The organism is Rickettsia endosymbiont of Orchestes rusci (genome assembly GCF_964030945.1).
Taxonomy (GTDB): domain Bacteria; phylum Pseudomonadota; class Alphaproteobacteria; order Rickettsiales; family Rickettsiaceae; genus Rickettsia.
The window spans coordinates 709,739-727,985 of record NZ_CAXIQG010000004.1; the positions used below are offsets into that span (position 1 = coordinate 709,739).

The following is an 18,247-nucleotide window of genomic DNA, read 5'->3' on the forward strand; positions in this document are numbered from 1 at the left end:
GAAATTGTTTGTATTTTGAGAGATGAACTCCAGAGTATACAAATTTTTGAAGTTCTATCTGAATATATATGAGTGATTTACAAAGACAAGCATCAGACCCTGAATATTCTGTTTGGGTGGCGGCATCTGCCGGTACAGGTAAAACAAAAATCCTAACCGATCGTGTTTTACGGTTATTAATTAAAGGAGCGGAATTTAAAAATATTCTCTGCCTTACTTTTACTAATGCTGCTGCTTTAGAGATGCAAACAAGGATTAGTAATAAACTCAAAAATTTTGCCCTTGCAGATGTAAGTAAATTAGAGGAGGAGCTTTTTTTAATAACGGGAGAAAAGCCTTCAGCTAATGAAACAGCTAATGCTCAAACTTTATATTCTAGATTATTAAATACCGAATCGCCTCTAAATATTTATACTATTCATGCCTTTTGTCAAAAAATCCTTAAATCTTTTCCGCTTGAAGCCGGTGTAACGCCGGAGTTCCAAATTCTTGATGACTCTTTACTACAAGATATTTTTCTGAAAATAAAAAGCGAGATTTATTTAAACCCTAAACATTACTCTCTTATTAATTTTTTGCTTACCAATTTTCATGAAACGACCATACAAGATATTTTTGATGAAATAATAACGCAGAAAATCAAATTTAAAAAATTATTTACGTTAGAGCCTGCGGAAGTATGCTCTTACACAAAAGGCTTGGAATTGTCACCCCGTGGCTTGCTAACTAGGTCCAGAAAAAACTCTAAAAAACTGGATGCCGTGGCGGGGCCACGGCATGACAACTCTTCATTTACGAACAGTGAACTACATAATGAGTTATCTGCCTTTAAGCAATTATCAACTATTTATGACACTGTGAAATCTTTATTGGTAAAATATTCCTTAACTATTAACCCGAAAGAATTATTTTTTACTAAAGAAGGCAGTAAACGGAAGAGTATTTTATCAGGCGAATTAAAAAAGCAATATCCGGAGTTGCTAGCAAAACTTGAAAATATTAGCGTTGAAGTTTATAGGTTAGATAAATTAAGTAAAATAGAAGAAATAACTTATTATTCCGATTTACTTACTAAACTCGCGCAAATTTTCCTTAAAAAATATGAGAAATATAAGCTGGATAATAACTTCCTCGATTATGACGATTTAATTTATTATACAAAATTATTATTAATTAATAGTGATAATAAGGGATGGTTATTACATAAACTAGAAGGTGAAATAAATCATATACTTGTTGATGAGGCGCAAGATACTAGCCCTTCGCAATGGGAAATTATTAGCGCAATCATAACAGAATTTAATGCCGCTTCCGGACCTAATAGCAGTATTTTTATAGTTGGAGACGAGAAACAATCAATTTTTAGTTTTCAAGGGTCTAACCTTACTGTTTTTAATAGCGTTAATGATATTTTAAAAAATAATCTAGTTGCAGCTAATAAAAAATTTAAAAATATTACGCTGGAATGGTCATATAGGTCAACCGAAGAAATTTTATATGTTGTTCACAAAGTTTTAAAACAAATAAAAATCGATAACCCTAGGCTGTTTATTTCGGATAATCCTTTTATTTCTTCATTCCGTAAAGCTAATAAATCCCATAGCGGCAGTGTTGAACTATGGCCGTTAGTTGTCGCAGATAAAAAAGAAGAATTATTTTGGCCGCTCCCGCAAGATTATAATAAATCACTATCACCCGCCGAGCTACTTATTCATAGGGTAACTGATTTCATAAAAGAGCAAATAGAGAGTAGAAAGATTTTACCCTCTACCGGTAAAGAAATAACGGAAAGGGATTTTATGATTTTGGTTAGAAAAAGAGACGAGTTTAGTAATGGATTAATAAATCACCTTAAACAATCAGGGCTTAAGGTAGAAGGCAGTGACAGGGTAACGCTAAAAGAAAACTTATCGGTAATGGATTTAACGGCAATAGCTAAATTTGTTTTATTACCGGATGACGATTTAAATCTGGCAAGCCTCCTTAAATCGCCGATAATCGGTATGAGCGAAGAACAATTATACGAGCTTGCTTTAAGCCGCAGTAATAATTCATTATGGGCAACTTTATTTGATAAGATTTTACTTTATAAAAATATATATGAAAAATTAAGTTACTTGATAGACATCTATCAAACTTCAAATGCCGGAAATTTTTTTATTTCAGTAATTAATAATTTAAATTTAAGAAAAATTTTAAATATCACCAACGGAGCGGATAGTGATGACGCTATAAATGAGCTGCTCTCTCTAAGTGCTGATTATGCTCATAAAATTGATAATTCTTTACAAGGCTTCGTAGCTTGGTTTGAAAATAACGACATTAAAATTAAACGGGATATTGAGCATTCGGATAAAATAAGAATAATGACCGTCCACGGCTCTAAGGGTCTGCAATCCCCGATTGTTATATTATGCGATAATACTATAATGCCTATTAACAAAAACAAATTTATCTGGACTGAGGAGGGAAAAATGTTTTTTTCTACGCAAACTAGTAATAGCCCTGATTTCTTCAAAAATTTAAAGGAACAAGAACGACAAAAAGATATACAAGAATATATTAGGCTACTTTACGTTGCTATGACTAGAGCGGAAGACCGTTTAATTATTTGCGGCTATAGTAATAAACGGAAAATACAGCTAAATTCAGAAAGCTTCAGACAAGATGAATTTAAGGGTGAGCTAAGCTACCGTACTAGAGTACGTGAGCACAGGCGAATCCAGAAAAATTCGCTTGTATCAAGCTTTCTGAATGACGCTGTACCCGAAAATTGTTGGTATGAACTTGTAGCAAAATCAATGCAGAATTACGCTAAAACAACCAAATACGGCTCTATGATTTATGAAGTATAAGTAACGATGTTATTCCTGCGAAACTGTCATACCGTGGCTTGACCCACTACTGTACGAACGTTGAAAAAAGGCTGTGTCATGCCGTGACTTGATCACGGTATCCAGGAAAATAAAGCCATATTAGACTTATTTTAGAATCTTTTTATGATATTATAAGCTGGATTCCGTGGTCGTAGCCACGGAATGACAGAATTTTTACCTCTTTATTTAAACGTTCGTACAGTAGTGGGTCAAGCCACGGTATGACAAGTTTTAAGTGATTTTAACCATCCACGCAATAATATTGATATCGCCTTGCTATGACGCTTGACTATCTGTCCAATATCTCCTCTTCCTGCTGCTTATACCATAATTCGGCGTAACGACCTTTTTGTGTTAATAAAGTTCGGTGATTCCCTCGCTCTACTATATAGCCGTTATCTATAACGATAATTTCATCGGTATCGATAATTGTCGATAATCTATGGGCAATGATTAAGGTGGTGCGGTGGCTTGAGATTTCCTTAAGGCTAGCTTGAATTAACTTCTCGGTTTTAGTATCAAGCGAAGAGGTAGCTTCATCAAAAATATATATTGACGGATTTTTAAGGATAGTTCGAGCAATGGCAATGCGTTGCTTCTCTCCGCCGGAAAGTTTAAGCCCCCGCTCGCCTACCATTGCATTATATCCTTCCGGCAACGAGGTAATAAATTCATGAATATGCGCATTGGCGGAAGCCTTTAAGACCTCATCATATGAAGCGGAGTTATTACCGTAAGCAATATTATAATAAATAGTGTCGTTAAATAAAACGGTATCTTGCGGAACGATCCCGATAGCTCCTCGCAGTGATTGTTGCGTAACTTCTCTTATATCCTGCCCGTCAATAGTAATTTTTCCGCCTGTTACGTCGTAAAACCTAAAAAGTAACCGCGAGATTGTTGACTTACCCGCCCCGCTGCTACCCACAATAGCCAAAGTTTTACCGCTTTCAATAGTAAAATTTATGTTATGCAAAATAGGTCGCTCGTAGTTATAAGCAAAACTTACATTTTCAAAAGCTATCACCCCGTTTGATATTTCTAATATCGCACTAGTAGGAGGATCCTGTATTTCAGCCGGGATATCCAGTAACTGAAACATATCTTCCATACTAATTATAGCATTCTTGATTTCTCGATAAGCAAAACCGAGCATAGACAGCGGAATAGATAATTGAAAAAGATAAGAATTAACCATAATCAAATCGCCGACCGTCATTTTATTATGCTCGATGGCAATAGCGGAAAGCATCATAAGGCTAACTAGACCAAGTGATATAATAACATCTTGACCGATATTTAAAATAGATAGACTCGTAGTAGTTTTTACAGCGGATTTTTCATATGTTACTAATGCTTCATCAAATTTTTTAGCTTCATATTCTTCATTACAAAAATATTTAACCGTTTCAAAATTCAATAAACTATCAATTGCTCTATTATTAGCTACGTTATCGCTCTGATTCATTTGCCGTGCAAAGGAAATACGCCACTGACTAATTGAAAAAGTATAAATAGTATAAACAATCATCGTAACTAAAATAGTTATCGCAAACCAAATACCGTAAACATACCATAGCATTGCACAAACTAATATCACTTCTACACTTGTCGGAATGATGTTAAACAACGAATAACGCAGCACCGACTCAATGCCCTTAGTCCCCCTCTCTATCGATCTACTAAGCCCGCCGGTCTTACGATCCAGATGAAAGCGCATACTAAGATTATGCATATGCTTAAACACATTTAGAGCAATTAAACGTGTGGCTTGATGCCCTACTTTCGCAAAAATAAAATTACGTAACTCACTAAATATTTGCGTAAATATTTTTGTTCCGCCGTAAGCAATAATCAGACCGATAATTACCGATAGAGCTATATTATTATTTAATCCGTCTATTACATATTTATAGACAATCGGAACTAATATATTGACTATTTTAGCTATTATTAGGCAAACAAGCGAGGCGATAACACGCAAGCGAATATTAAAATCTTTAGACCATAGATAGGGTAGAAGAGAAGAAAATACATTCTTTTTTAAAGGTTTTTCAGTCATTATTTAGGTTGTTATTGTTATATTTTTTGAGCTTATCGGTTTAAGGAAAAAGATATTAGGATGTCATTCCCACGTGGATCGAAAATTGCTATATTTTGGGTATTCTTTAAAAGTACCGCGATGTCATGCCGTGGCTTGACCACGGCATCCAGTCAGGCTTTTTAATTTTTTCTGGATACCGTGGTCAAGCCCACTACTGTACGAACGTTGAAAAAAGGCTGTGTCATGCCGTGACTTGATCACGGCATCCAGGAAAATAAAGCCATATTAGACTTATTTTAGAATCTTTTTATGATATTATAAGCTGGATTCCGTGGTCGTAGCCACGGAATGACAGAATTTTTACCTCTTTATTTAAACGTTCGTACAGTAGTGGGTCAAGCCACGGTATGACAAGTTTTAAGCGATTTTAACCATCCATGCAACAACGCCCCGCATAGGCGGGGATGACATCAAAAGTGTTAATCCCGGTCCACGCAACAGCGCCTTCCCACAATAACTATTAACCCCCAAGAGCGGCGGAGGGAACTTTTTTCGGTTGACCTTCTAACAACTTATCCAGCCTTCCCTCTTTTTCAAGAGTGAATAAATCGTCACATCCACCGATATGCACATTATCAATAAATATTTGCGGAACGGTTTTTTTGCCGCCGGCTTTTTTTATCAATATTTCACGTTGTTCTTCGGTAAAATCCTCAACTGCTATTTCCTGATAAGCAACATGCTTGTCGTCAAGTAATGCTTTCGCCTTAATGCAAAAAGGGCAATGAGCAAGCGTATAAATAATAACGGTATGTAAAATAGTTTTATTCATAATAGTATATTTTTTTATATAATTTTAGGTTATTATCTAGCACGATAATTTTTAAATCAAGTAAATAGATGAATAATTTTTCGATTATATCAGAATATAAACCGGCGGGTGATCAGCCGAAAGCGATAGATAAGATTGTCAAAGGACTGGCAGCTAAGGAACGCTCTCAAATGCTACTAGGCATTACCGGCTCCGGTAAAACTTTTACTATGGCAAATATCATTGCTAGAACCGGCAGACCGGCACTTATTATGGCTCATAATAAAACACTTGCCGCACAAATTTATTCAGAGATGAAATCGATTTTTCCGCAGAATGCCGTCGAGTATTTTGTTTCATATTACGACTATTATCAGCCTGAAGCCTATATAGCACGGACGGATACTTTCATTGAAAAAGACTCTTCTATTAACGAACGGATAGATTTACTCCGTCACTCCGCCACTAGGTCATTGCTTGAACGTCGGGATGTAATAGTCGTCGCTTCTATTTCCTGTATTTACGGTCTCGGCTCGCCCGATCTTTATTATCAAATGACGATTAATTTACAGCCCGGCGAAATCTATCCGCGAGATAAATTACTGAATGATTTAGTAAATTTGCAGTATGAGCGTAATGATATCGGTTTTGAGCGCGGAGCTTTTAGGGTAAAAGGCGATAATATTGATGTTTTTCCTTCGCACTATAGCGAGAGAGCTTGGCGTTTGTCATTTTTCGGTAATGAGTTGGAGCATATTCACGAATTTGATCCGCTGACCGGTGAGAAGCTGGCAAAACTTGATAAAGCTATAATTTACGGTAATTCGCATTTTGTCATGCCGAAAGAAGCAGTACAAAAAGCTATCTTGCAAATTGAAGATGAATTACGACAACGCTTAACTTTCTTAAAATCCCAGGATAGATTGTTAGAATTTCAAAGACTTAATCAACGTACGCAATATGATTTAGAAATGTTAACCGAAACCGGTAGTTGCAAAGGTATTGAAAATTATTCTCGTCTCTTTACCGGCAGAAAACCCGGCGACCCACCGCCGACTTTATTTGAGTATCTTCCGAAAGATGCGTTATTATTCGTTGATGAAAGTCATGTATCGGTACCGCAAATTAGAGCGATGTATAACGGTGACAGGGCGCGAAAAGAAGTATTAGTCGAGCATGGCTTCCGCCTTCCTTCCGCTCTTGATAACAGACCTTTAAAATTTGAAGAATGGGAAGCTTTTAGACCGCAAACTATTTTTGTATCGGCGACACCGTCGCCTTTTGAACTCCAAGAGTCAGGCGACAATTTAATCGAGCAAATTATTAGACCAACCGGTCTACTCGATCCGGAATGTATAGTAAAACCGGCAAGTAATCAAGTAGAGGATTTAGTCGGAGAAATTCAGGCTACCCTGCAGAAAGGTTTTAGGGTATTAGTTACTACCCTTACTAAAAAAATGGCAGAAGATTTAACTAGCTATTTGCAGGAATTAAATTACAAAACATCTTATTTACATTCTAACGTTCATACGCTTGAGCGTATTGAAATCTTAAGGGATTTAAGGCAAGGGACGATAGACGTATTAGTCGGGATAAATTTACTCCGCGAAGGGCTTGACATTCCTGAATGCGGGTTAGTGGCGATTTTGGATGCCGATAAAGAAGGATTTTTACGCTCGGAAGTGTCGCTAATCCAAACTATCGGCAGGGCTGCCAGAAATAGCGAAGGCAGAGTAATACTTTATGCCGATAAAATGACTAAATCTATCGACAAAGCTCTTAGTGAAACTTTACGTAGAAGGAATATTCAGGAAGAGTATAACAAGAAAAATAATATAATCCCGAAAACTATTAACCGCACTATTCATGCCTTAATGGAGCTAGAGAAAGTAGATAATAAACTGCAAGATAAAAAACAAACCCATTTGTTATTTGACAACCCGGCTAAATTAAAATCCCATATCGAAAAACTTAAAAAAGAAATGTACGCCGCTGCCGGCAATCTAGAGTTTGAACAAGCGGCAAAATTACGTGACCAACTAAAAACCCTAGAAGAAGCAGCACTTGAATTGAGTTAATTATTATGGTAGGGTCTTAAGATTATCACATAAAATATTAATCCATATGGCTGAAAATAAAACTCGTGAAGAATTGCTTACACAAAAATTAATTGAGCAAAATCAAAGAGAACTTCAAGCAGAGTTAGATGAGTTAAAAAAAAGAGATATTAAAAACTCAAAATTTAATGAAGTTGAAAATATGCTGCGCGATAAAACAATTGCTTCGCAAAGTGAATTTATAGAAAAAGGAGCTAAACAAGCCGGTATATCTGCGGGATATGTCGCTCAAGAGGATGGAACCGGTAATATTTTTATCTTAAAACAATTTTATAAAACTCATAATGAGTGCTTAAAAATAAAAGATCAGAAACAACAAACACAGGCTATTAACGATCGTAGAGATGGTGTGCAGGAGTTAATAGGCTCTACCATGTATCAATTTTTATTGTATGATCAAGCTCCTAAAGAAGAATTAGTAAAACCTGATAAAGAACATCAAAATTCACTTTATGTACGTTCTAAATTCTTTAATAATGTTGTACAACTTGCCGAATTTTCAGGTTTAGCAGGTGCAACTAGAGTTAGAGCAGATGATAAAAATTTAAAGAAATTAGAAGGGTTTGAAAAAGTAATAGCGGCTTGTCATATGTTAGGAGAAGGAGATTACCACGCAGGTAATTTAATGGTACAAGACGGCAAAACAGTAAATAAAATTGATCACGGCAGATCTTTTATAATATATCATCAAGATTTTGGTGCTATGGTTCAATCCACATCCGCAATGTTTTCGTATCCCGGTGTTGGATATGGAGCTGCTATTAAAGCAGGTAATTTATCATTTAGTATTAATAAATATAGTGAATCACTAAATCAAATGATAAAGCAATTTGATGAAAAACAGATGGAGGCAATAGTTGATCAAAAAATTGATGAGTTAAAAAAATCCGGATTTGATCCAAAAGGAATTACCGGACTCGCAAAATTTAAAGATAACGAATACGCAGCTATTACAATTAACAACTTTGATGATTTAAGAAAATTCTATAAGGATAATATAAGGGAAAATCTTACTAACATGAAGGAAGTTGCCAAAAGTGCTGAAATAGTAACGAAGTTTAGTAACGTACTACCTGAATTTAAACAAGGCGGTTGGTTAGAAGTATTTGCGAATTCTCCTATTAAAGACCCGGTTGAATATGCAGCTCATAATAATATTCAAATCGAAGGAAAAAATGCACTAGATTGGGCTTATGAAAATGATTATCAAATTAAAGTTTCCAAGGGTTCTAAACAAGAAATAGTGCAAGAACAACAATGGCAAAAAAATCCAAAAGGAGAATGGGAACAAAAAGAAGTTTCAGTTACAAAAAACACAAGAATTATACAAAATCTTGATCCTGCAGCAGCAATGCGTACCCAAGATAAAGTTGTCGGAGAGAAATTAGAATCTTTAGTTCATGATTTTACAAAACAGGTGATAGGTAAAGAAGTATCCGACAAAAAAGTAGAAGAATTTTATGATAAAGTCATCAGTAAGTTAAAAAAAGAACAATATCTTACCGATCAAGATATTAATATTATAAAAAGTGACCCAGATTATAAAAAGAATATCGAAGATACCACAAAACTTATAAACCTCACCACTCCCGATTTAATCGGTAAAGATAAAGTATATTACAAGATGGCAAATTTTTGTAAAAAAATAGGGTTATCAAACATATCAAATTACTTTGTAGAAAAAATTTCATCGGATAATTTAACTAAGCTTTATAAAACAGAAAGTATTATAGAGGAAAGCGTAAAAATTGGTAATACATTATTAAAACATCGAGGTAAAGAGGGAATCCAAACAAAAAGGCTTGAAGCGGTTAAAAAAACGGTTCAAACCAAATTAGAAGATAGAACAAGAGGGAAAAAACTACAGACTCGTCTTTAATTATTATTTTTTAGCTTTTAGTGACATTGTTGCATAGCTCAAATTTTCGATGTCATTCCCGCGCAGGCGGGGCGTTGTTGCATGGCTACCGGAATCGTCATTGCGAGCATTTGCGCGGAGCGCGGCAATCTAGAAAATAATAGTCATCCTGAATTTATTTCAGGATCTACTAAAAAGATGCGCAAAACTTGTTCAGCATGACAAAAAAAGCCTGGATTCCCGCCTGTGCGGGAATGACATAGAGCGTGCTTTAATTATCCATGCAACAATGCCTCGCGGGAATGACATCGTTTTTTAGCCATTTCTCTGTCTAAATAAATTATTTATTATTTTTTGCAGAAGGCAATAACGCTATGCTGAGCTCTTTTAAAGCTTTCTCTTCTACATAATTCGGGGCATTCATTAGCAAATCTTCGGCTTGTTGATTAAGCGGGAAGGCGATTATTTCTCTAATATTAGCTGCATCCGCTAATAATATAACAATTCGGTCAATTCCCGGCGCTATTCCGCCATGCGGCGGCGCACCGAATTTAAACGCTCTAATCATGCCGCCGAATCTTTTATCTACTTCCTCTTCGCTATAGCCGGCAATAGCAAAGGCTTTATACATTATATCCGGTTTGTGATTCCTAATTGCACCGCTAGAAAGTTCTATGCCGTTACAAACAATATCATACTGATAGGCGGTAATTGCGAGCAATTCTTCAATAGTTTTAGCATTTTCTAAGGCTCCTAAGCCACCTTGCGGCATAGAAAACGGATTATGACTAAAGTCCACTTTGCCGGTATCTTCGTTTAACTCATAAAACGGGAAATCGGTAATCCAGCAGAATTCAAAACAATCTTTTTTCAGTAAATCTAACTCCTCTGCAAGTTTTATCCTAACTTTTCCGGCTAATTTTGCTGCTTTATCTTTTTTATCGCTTGAGAAAAACACCGCATCACCGTTCTCAATATTAGCAGTAGTTTTTAAAGTTTCTAGTTGCTCCTTCGTTAAAAATTTTGCTACCGGTCCTTTGGCTTCACCGCTATCGCTAAATTGAATATAGCCAAGACCGCCCGCACCTTCCGCTATAGCAAAATCGATCATTTTATCGAAAAAGCTACGAGGCAAACTTGCAGCTTTGGGCGCCGGTACAGCTCGAACTATCGAACCTTTTTTAATATTTTCTTTAAAAATAGTAAAATTAGAATCCTTAAATATTTCGGTTACGTCGGCAATAATAATCGGGTTACGCAAATCCGGTTTATCCGAGCCGTATTTTAACATCGCTTCATGGTAAGGAATACGGATAAAAGGCAATGATGATATTTTCTTATCGGAAAATTTAGTAAATAATTCATACATAACGGGTTCGACCGTGTTAAACACGTCTTCCTGCGTGACGAACGACATTTCAATATCTAATTGATAAAACTCGCCCGGTGATCTATCGGCTCTTGCATCTTCATCACGAAAACATGGCGCGATCTGAAAATAGCGGTCAAACCCTGAAACCATCAATAACTGTTTAAATTGCTGAGGTGCTTGAGGTAGCGCATAGAATTTACCCGGATGTAATCTACTCGGTACTAAAAAGTCTCTAGCACCTTCGGGCGAGCTTGCCGTTAAAATCGGTGTTTGAAACTCCGTAAAACCTCTTTGCACCATTAAATGACGAATATGAGAAATAATTTGCGATCTAAGCATAATATTGTTATGTAGCTTTTCTCGTCTTAAATCAAGAAAACGATATTTAAGTCTAGCATCTTCCGGTGCTTCCTTTTCAATGTTAATAACAAAAGGTAAAGTCTCCGCCGCTGATTCAATAATAAACTCTTTAACTAATATTTCAATCTGCCCGGTAGTCAGCGTATTATTGACAGTATCATCAGACCGCGCTACAACTTTGCCGGTGACAGTAATTACCGACTCATAACGCAAACGACTTGCCTTATCCATCAGTTCCGGGTTTTGATCGGTAAATACTAATTGCGTTACGCCGAAATGATCTCGTAAATCGATAAAAACTAGATTACCGTGGTCTCTTCTTCGATGTACCCAGCCGGATAATTTAACTTCTGTTTCAACATGAGTAATTTGTAATTCATTGCAATTATGAGTTCTATATTTATGCATTTTTTGTTTTGATTTTATTTGATGATGATGGTAATTTATGTCATTCCTGCATCTCTTTATACCATTCCAGCAACCTTTTATGTCATTCCTGCAGGTGCGGGAATGACATTGTTGCGTGGATCAACCAAACTGATGTCATGCCGTGACTTGATCACGGCATCCAGTTAAAAATCTAAAACAATTACCATCGTAAGTTGTTTTTCTGGATACCGTGGTCAAGCCACGGTATGACAACGAGGTCTCCTCGCAATGACGTCTTCAAGTTAACCTACGTAATATATACAAAATACTACGATTCTGCAATTAAAAACTAGAAAACAGGCTTTATACCTAGAAAACTTAAAAAATTTCGTAATTCCTGACGCCCTAAAACATGTGACGTACTAAATACTTTGTCATATTTTGCATTCTTTAAATCAAGTAAAGTTAAACCTTGCAAAAATAATTCCCTAAATATTACTCGCTCGCTAAAACCGTCGGCTAATTTAAAGCTAATTCTTTTAGCAAGTTTATTTAAAACGTTACCGACTCGACGTTTATTTACTGCATCAAGATTGCTTAAACGATTACGTAAAATAATCCATTCAATACTACCGCCGTCACGGCTAGCACGCTGCATTTTCTGCTCCCAAATCATTTGGCTATAAATTGACGGGCTGATAATTTCGTCTTTATCGTCAATTTTAGCTATTACATCTAAATCAAGGAAACTATCGTTAATCGGCGTAATGATCGTATCGGCATAAGAATGAGCAAGCCTTGATAAAAATGTATGACTACCGGGCGTATCGATTATTATATAATCAGTGCTACTTGCTTCAACTAGGGCTTTTTCAAATAGTATTTTCTGCTCTTCTTCCTCGTCGCCTTTATTTTCTTTAAGAGTTTCAGACAAATGAAAATGCCAAGGACTCACTACTTGTTGATCAGGATTTTGCTTATTATATAACTCCCTATTTTTTAGGTAATTTGTTAAAGAGGCCTGGCGTGAATCGATATCAATACTTGCAACCTTATATCCTTGATAAAGCAAAGCGATTATTAAATGCATGGAGCAGGTAGTTTTCCCTGCTCCGCCTTTTTCATTCCCGACTATAAATATATAAGGAGAATTACTTTTGTTCATAATAATCCTTAACAAATTGCTCAATTAGCCTTACGCCGTACCCTACAGCACCTTTAGGACCGAGAGAAGAAGCTTTTTTACTGTTAGCGACGCCGGCAATATCCAAATGCGCCCAAGCCGTTTCATCTTTTACGAAACGCTTAATAAAATGCGCGGCCGTCGAGCTGCCTGCTGCCCCCGGTACGTTACCGATATTTGCAACATCGGCAATATCGGAATTAATCATTTCATCATAATCGTTATGCAGAGGCATCCGCCATAATTTTTCGTTAACTTTATCGCCGGTATTAATTAATCTTTCCGCTAACTCATCGTTATTTGAAAAACACCCGCCATATGTATGCCCCAAAGCTACCACGATAGCACCGGTAAGCGTGGCAAGATTTATTACGCATTCGGGTTTAAATTTTTCCTGTGCATACCAAATAGCATCGGCAAGAACTAACCGCCCTTCCGCATCGGTATTGAGTACCTCGGCAGTTTGTCCCGACATGGTAGTTACCACATCACCGGGTCTTTGCGCGTTTCCTGAAGGCATATTTTCAACAAGCCCAATAACACCGATTACATTAACTTTAGCTTTACGAGAAGCAAGTGCCGCAATAGCACCGACTACCGCAGCCGATCCCGCCATGTCATATTTCATTAAGTCCATATTTCCGGCAGGCTTAATAGAAATACCGCCGGTGTCAAAAGTAACCCCCTTACCGACCAAGGCAATAGAAGCGGTATCTTTATCGCTGCCGTAATATTCCATAACTACCAATTTAGATTCGTTTTGTGAGCCTTGACCGACGCCGAGAAGCGCCCCCATACCGAGATTTTTCATTTCTCGCTCACCGATAATAGCCACGTCTACGCCTAATTCTTCAAGATATTCTGCTACTCTATCGGCATAAACTTGTGGGCTTTTGATATTTGCCGGCTCATTACTAATGTCTCTGGTAAAAAATACTGCTTGAGCGATTAAATTTTTCTCGGCAAATAATTTTTCTGCTTCATCTTGATCGTTAGTAACAATTTCAAAAGTCTCAACTGCAAATTTTTCTTCTTCTTTTAAAGTGGTACGATATTTATTAAACCGATAAGATGCAAGAAGAGCGCCGCTAGCTATCAGAGAAGTAAAAATATGCGGTTCGTAATTCCCGATTTTATCGGTTAATTTTAGCCCGATACTGCTAATTTTTGCGCAAGTGCTTTGCGATAAAATTTTACCGCCTAGTTCTTCAATCTTTGCATCCTTTAATTTTTTCTCTTCTCCTAAACCGACTAGAATTAAATATTTAATTTCCCCGGTTTTAATAACGGAAGTAATGATTTTCACCTGCCCGAATTTGCCGGTAAATTTCAGTTTATTTTGCATGGTTTTAGAAATCAAACCGTGATGTTGCTGATCAAGCGCCATCAAATTATTATCAAGCTTTAATTGATCGCTAATAAAAACTACTATTGCCTGATTGTGTAACGACTCTTCTTTAGTAAAACTTATATTAAGCATATATTTTTTCTCTATTGTATTTTTTTATATGATATTTATCTAATTTAACTTTGCAAGTATTTATAAATAATTTTCATTTATTTATTTTTTATTAGCAACAATTAATGTTGATTTCTCTATTTTATTAATATAAATTAATATTGTAGTAATTTATTTAAAAGTAAATTATGTCGAAAAACAAGTATGTTTAGTTTATTTAACTCTTCTTCATACTTGACAAAAAAATCTTTAATTGGGAATTGTCACTCTACGGTTTGATCGGCGTTGTTGCATGGCTAATAATTTACCGTATTATGGTTATTATAAGTACGGTGTCATACCGTAGTCAAGCCCACTACTGTACGAACGTTTAAATAAAGAGGTAAAAATTCTGTCATTCCGTGGCTACGACCACGGAATCCAGCTTTATAATATCATAAAAAGATTCTAAAATAAGTTTAATATGGCTTTATTTTCCTGGATGCCGTGATCAAGTCACGGCATGACACAGCCTTTTTTCAACGTTCGTACAGTAGTGGGCTTGACCACGGCATGACACCGAAACACTTTGCAAAAATTCTAGCCATGCAGCAACGCCGGTTTGATCACGGAACCTAGAAAATAACAATCTAAATATCTTGGCGAGACTCGTAGGACAATTCTTCATTTATGAGTAGTATATCTCTTCTTTACTATCAACACAAATCGAATAACAATATGAGGGAAAAAATATGGCCAAAAAATTTCACGCTAATATAGATATAATACAGCAAAATAATATTCATATTCTGAAACAATTACTTTTCAAAGTAATTGAATCAATAAAAAATTTGCAGCAAACTGTCGCAACGCTTGAGAAAATAGTAGAACCTATAAAGTTACTTTTTGCCCTTGCTATTTATATGACAGACCATCATCAAGAAACTCTAAATGATAAGGAGGTTACGCCCATTACGGGAAATATAGTAGAAGATAATCAAGGAGGCTAGTTTAACCCCAACTATGGATAATTCTTATCCATAGTTCGCGTTATTTTAAGAAATATAACTTGAAGAGCTTGGATCAATGTCATTCCCGCCTGCGTGGGAATGACATACTGCTGCTTTATCGAGGCATGCAACAATGCCCGTATCTCCTCACAATGACGATTTTTTTAAAAACTGATTTTTAACTTAACAAAACCTTGATGGCTTTGATATTTCTTTTGTAAGTGACAGTTATACTCAACTAATACATCAACATTACCTTTTTGTGCAAGAACACTAGCGCCGATATTATAACCAGTTTTAGGTTGCTTTGGTAAAATTATAGTTTCTTTAATCTGTCTACCTTCCCAGCTTACTTGCGCTTCTACTTTTTTGTTTTTATTATTAAAGTGGTTTTCTATAGAGACGTGCAAGCCCGGAGTTAAAGTTATAGATTCAGCAACTCTTTGCGGAGTAAATAATATTTTAGTACCGACAATACCGGTCCATAAGTTTTGAGATTTCGCAGCAACCGTTAAATGTTGTACACCTAGATCACTATCTTTATAAATTCCGTCTTTAGAACTCCCGTATCTAATACCGATATTCGGTATAATAGTTAATTCGTAATTAGTCGGATATTTATAATTTAATAATGTTTCAAAGCTGAGACTATCATTCTTATATTTACCGATAACATTACTACCCGAATAAACGCTTTTATTTTTAATATAGTTACGAGCAGCCGCAAACATTCCTTGCAAAGAAAAATTCTCCGGTAATTCTTTCTGACCGTATAAAGCTAGCACATGACTATTAACGGCAGTCTTTCCTTTAGTAGTTGTACTCGTCTTAAAATTTGAATGCATATTAGTATAAGCTATTCCGAGTATGTCATTATCGTTAAATTCTACGTCAAACCCGATGGTACTACCGTATGTATTACCTTTATACCCCGACATATTTTTTTGTGCACCTTGTTTGTTAACACCGTATAACCCGGCAATCCAAACACCTTTTGTTATAGAAGTATCCTCATCGCCTGCTGCTACTGCTGCTAACCCGGATATACCGGATATTCTACTTTTAATAAGATCGGTTACTGAGTCCATCATTCCAGTCGTTATAGAGGACGTAGCAGATAGCGTTCCTTCAGCATCAGTTATTTTTTCTTCTGCTTTTTGCTCAAGTTGAGCATCAATAGCTTTCTCTTGTTCTTGCAGTTCTAGCATAGCCTCAATATTTTCTTTTTCTTCAAGAAAATCTATTGCTTCGCTAAGGCTCAAGCCTTTTTTTCTTTGCTCCTCTAAAAATCCAATAGTTTCTTGTATGCTTCCCCCTTCGCTAACATATTGCTTTAGGAATTCGATTACATCCAAAAATTCTTCGTTCCGTTGTTTTTCTCCTAATAATGCTTTTAATGAAGATATTTCATCATTTAAACGAGTTATCTCCTCGCGCTCAAAGGAATCATTACCGTTACCGATACCGTTTTCACTATTACCATATAAATCGCTATTATTGGTTTCTAATGTAGGTTTTGAGTAAGGATTGCCTGAAGTACTTTTTAAAAAATCAATTTCAGCTCTAAGCTCCTTTACAAGCTCACTTTCCGGCATAGCTTTTCTCTCACTTCCTGGTAGAGGCGTTCCATCTCTTTCTGCAGTTTCTTTCCTAGTCTCTGCTACTCTTTTAGCTTCTTTTGCTCTAGATATTTCTTCAGCTTCTTTCACCTGTTTTGCTTCCGCTGCACGCCTCTTAATATCCCAGTCTGCCTCCTTTGCATCACGAAGCGCCTCGGCTTTCTTTTTGTTTTCCTTTATCTGTTCTTCTATCCTTTTCTTTTGAGCTTCTCTAAGCTTTTGTTCTTCAGCTAGACGTTTTTTTTCTGCAAGCATTTCCAACGGAGAAAGGTCTGTAAGCACCGGAACATTATTTTTCACTATAATCAAATCATAGTTAGCATCAAAATTTCCTATTTTTTTCAACCGAACTCGATTTTGGTTGACGGGTTGTCCTTGTTGATGGGCAACAGCTTGAGCCTTTTTAAGAGCTTTTCCTTGTCTAATTTGATCAAATATAGCATCATGACCACCAGCAATAACAGGTGCAGGAGCGGGAGGAGGGGGGGGCGGTGGCGGCGGAGGTGGTCCGCCATCTACTGCCATAGCCTCTAATGTCACACCGCTTAACATAGTAGTTGAAACAGTAACAAGCATTAAATTTTTAACAAATTTAGATTTGTTATTTTTAATATTTGGCATAATTTAACCTTTTCCTTAAAACGTTAATAAATTATTATACAGAATAAAAAATTAAAGTCAAGAAATTTATCGTAGCATGAAGTAACTTAGATAGACTTTTCAGCCTTTATACCGGATATTGTGGATTTATTTATGATTTACATAAGTAAATGAAAGAAGTGAGGGTTAGTTGTATTTATATAAAGTTAACATATTAATTAACTTAAAATGCATTATACAAAAGATAAATTAAATAGTCAATATATTATTAATATATTTAATACTGGGAGCTTTTATTGTATTATTTTGGTATATGAATCCTGCAAGGCAGAAAAACATTGTTGTGCGTTCGGTGTCATACCGTGGCTTGACCACGGTATCCAGTCTTTTTTTAAGTTTTTTCTGGATACCGTGGTCAAGCCACGGTATGACACTATACTTGTAATAACCAGAGCATGCTAACCTATCCACACAAAGATAACAACAAACGGTATATATTTTGTTCTCTAAAATAAAACTAATTATCACGCTATTAACAATCGGCGTTATAATATATTTCATAGTCCCCTCTATACCGCTGCTTGACAAGG

12 protein-coding genes and 2 pseudogenes are annotated in these 18,247 nt (G+C 36.1%); 7 read left to right on the plus strand and 7 right to left on the minus strand.

Going from position 1 to position 18,247, the window contains the following annotated elements; genetic code table 11:
• Positions 1–68: 68 nt before the first annotated feature.
• A pseudogene (locus AAHM91_RS07665) lies at positions 69–2,630 on the plus strand (UvrD-helicase domain-containing protein); the annotation flags it as partial.
• Between the two features lie 535 nt (positions 2,631–3,165).
• On the opposite strand, the gene AAHM91_RS07670 reads toward AAHM91_RS07665, so the two are convergent.
• On the minus strand, positions 3,166–4,938 hold the full coding sequence (locus tag AAHM91_RS07670; protein WP_342270406.1) for an ABCB family ABC transporter ATP-binding protein/permease: 1,773 nt from the start codon (positions 4,936–4,938) through the stop codon (positions 3,166–3,168).
• Positions 4,939–5,440: 502 nt separating this feature from the next.
• Positions 5,441–5,752, minus strand: coding sequence for a glutaredoxin 3 (grxC, locus tag AAHM91_RS07675; RefSeq protein ID WP_342270407.1), 312 nt, complete (start codon positions 5,750–5,752; stop codon positions 5,441–5,443).
• Between the two features lie 68 nt (positions 5,753–5,820).
• Between grxC and uvrB the strand changes: the two genes are divergently transcribed.
• Both uvrB and risK1 read left to right on the plus strand, forming a co-directional pair.
• Entirely contained in the window at positions 5,821–7,809 is a 1,989-nt protein-coding gene (uvrB, locus tag AAHM91_RS07680) for an excinuclease ABC subunit UvrB (protein WP_341793757.1), read from the plus strand.
• A gap of 52 nt (positions 7,810–7,861) precedes the next feature.
• Positions 7,862–9,727: pseudogene (gene risK1 / locus AAHM91_RS07685) on the plus strand (T4SS effector phosphatidylinositol 3-Kinase RisK1); the annotation flags it as partial.
• Positions 9,728–10,046: 319 nt separating this feature from the next.
• Here risK1 and aspS read toward each other — a convergent pair.
• Positions 10,047–11,846 (minus strand): aspartate--tRNA ligase, encoded by a 1,800-nt coding sequence (aspS, locus tag AAHM91_RS07690; protein WP_342270408.1) that lies wholly within the window; start codon positions 11,844–11,846, stop codon positions 10,047–10,049.
• A 21-nt stretch (positions 11,847–11,867) separates the two neighbouring features.
• Here aspS and AAHM91_RS07695 point away from each other — a divergent pair, with 21 nt between their 5' ends.
• A complete protein-coding gene (locus AAHM91_RS07695; protein WP_342270409.1) occupies positions 11,868–12,014 on the plus strand; it encodes a hypothetical protein in 147 nt (48 codons plus the stop codon).
• Between the two features lie 142 nt (positions 12,015–12,156).
• Here the strand turns inward: AAHM91_RS07695 and AAHM91_RS07700 are convergent, their stop codons facing one another.
• Both AAHM91_RS07700 and AAHM91_RS07705 read right to left on the minus strand, forming a co-directional pair.
• Positions 12,157–12,972, minus strand: coding sequence for a division plane positioning ATPase MipZ (locus AAHM91_RS07700; RefSeq protein WP_253307961.1), 816 nt, complete (start codon positions 12,970–12,972; stop codon positions 12,157–12,159).
• Positions 12,959–14,470 carry a leucyl aminopeptidase gene (locus AAHM91_RS07705; RefSeq protein ID WP_342270410.1) on the minus strand — a complete coding sequence of 504 codons (1,512 nt, stop codon included), beginning with the start codon at positions 14,468–14,470 and terminating at the stop codon, positions 12,959–12,961. The genes AAHM91_RS07700 and AAHM91_RS07705 overlap by 14 nt, the downstream gene beginning before the upstream one ends.
• Before the next feature lie 465 nt (positions 14,471–14,935).
• On the opposite strand from AAHM91_RS07705, the gene AAHM91_RS07710 reads away from it, so the two are divergent.
• The 3 genes from AAHM91_RS07710 (at position 14,936) to AAHM91_RS07720 (ending at position 15,620) form a co-directional block, all read left to right on the plus strand.
• Entirely contained in the window at positions 14,936–15,067 is a 132-nt protein-coding gene (locus AAHM91_RS07710) for a hypothetical protein (RefSeq protein WP_342270411.1), read from the plus strand.
• Positions 15,068–15,180: 113 nt separating this feature from the next.
• A complete protein-coding gene (locus AAHM91_RS07715; RefSeq protein WP_253307963.1) occupies positions 15,181–15,438 on the plus strand; it encodes a hypothetical protein in 258 nt (85 codons plus the stop codon).
• 59 nt (positions 15,439–15,497) lie between these two features.
• Positions 15,498–15,620 carry a hypothetical protein gene (locus tag AAHM91_RS07720; protein ID WP_341793752.1) on the plus strand — a complete coding sequence of 41 codons (123 nt, stop codon included), beginning with the start codon at positions 15,498–15,500 and terminating at the stop codon, positions 15,618–15,620.
• On the opposite strand, the gene AAHM91_RS07725 is transcribed toward AAHM91_RS07720, so the two are convergent.
• On the minus strand, positions 15,603–17,678 hold the full coding sequence (locus tag AAHM91_RS07725) for an autotransporter outer membrane beta-barrel domain-containing protein (RefSeq protein ID WP_342270412.1): 2,076 nt from the start codon (positions 17,676–17,678) through the stop codon (positions 15,603–15,605). The genes AAHM91_RS07720 and AAHM91_RS07725 overlap by 18 nt on opposite strands.
• A gap of 228 nt (positions 17,679–17,906) precedes the next feature.
• Entirely contained in the window at positions 17,907–18,218 is a 312-nt protein-coding gene (locus tag AAHM91_RS07730) for a hypothetical protein (RefSeq protein ID WP_342270779.1), read from the minus strand.
• Between the last annotated feature and the right edge of the window lie 29 nt (positions 18,219–18,247).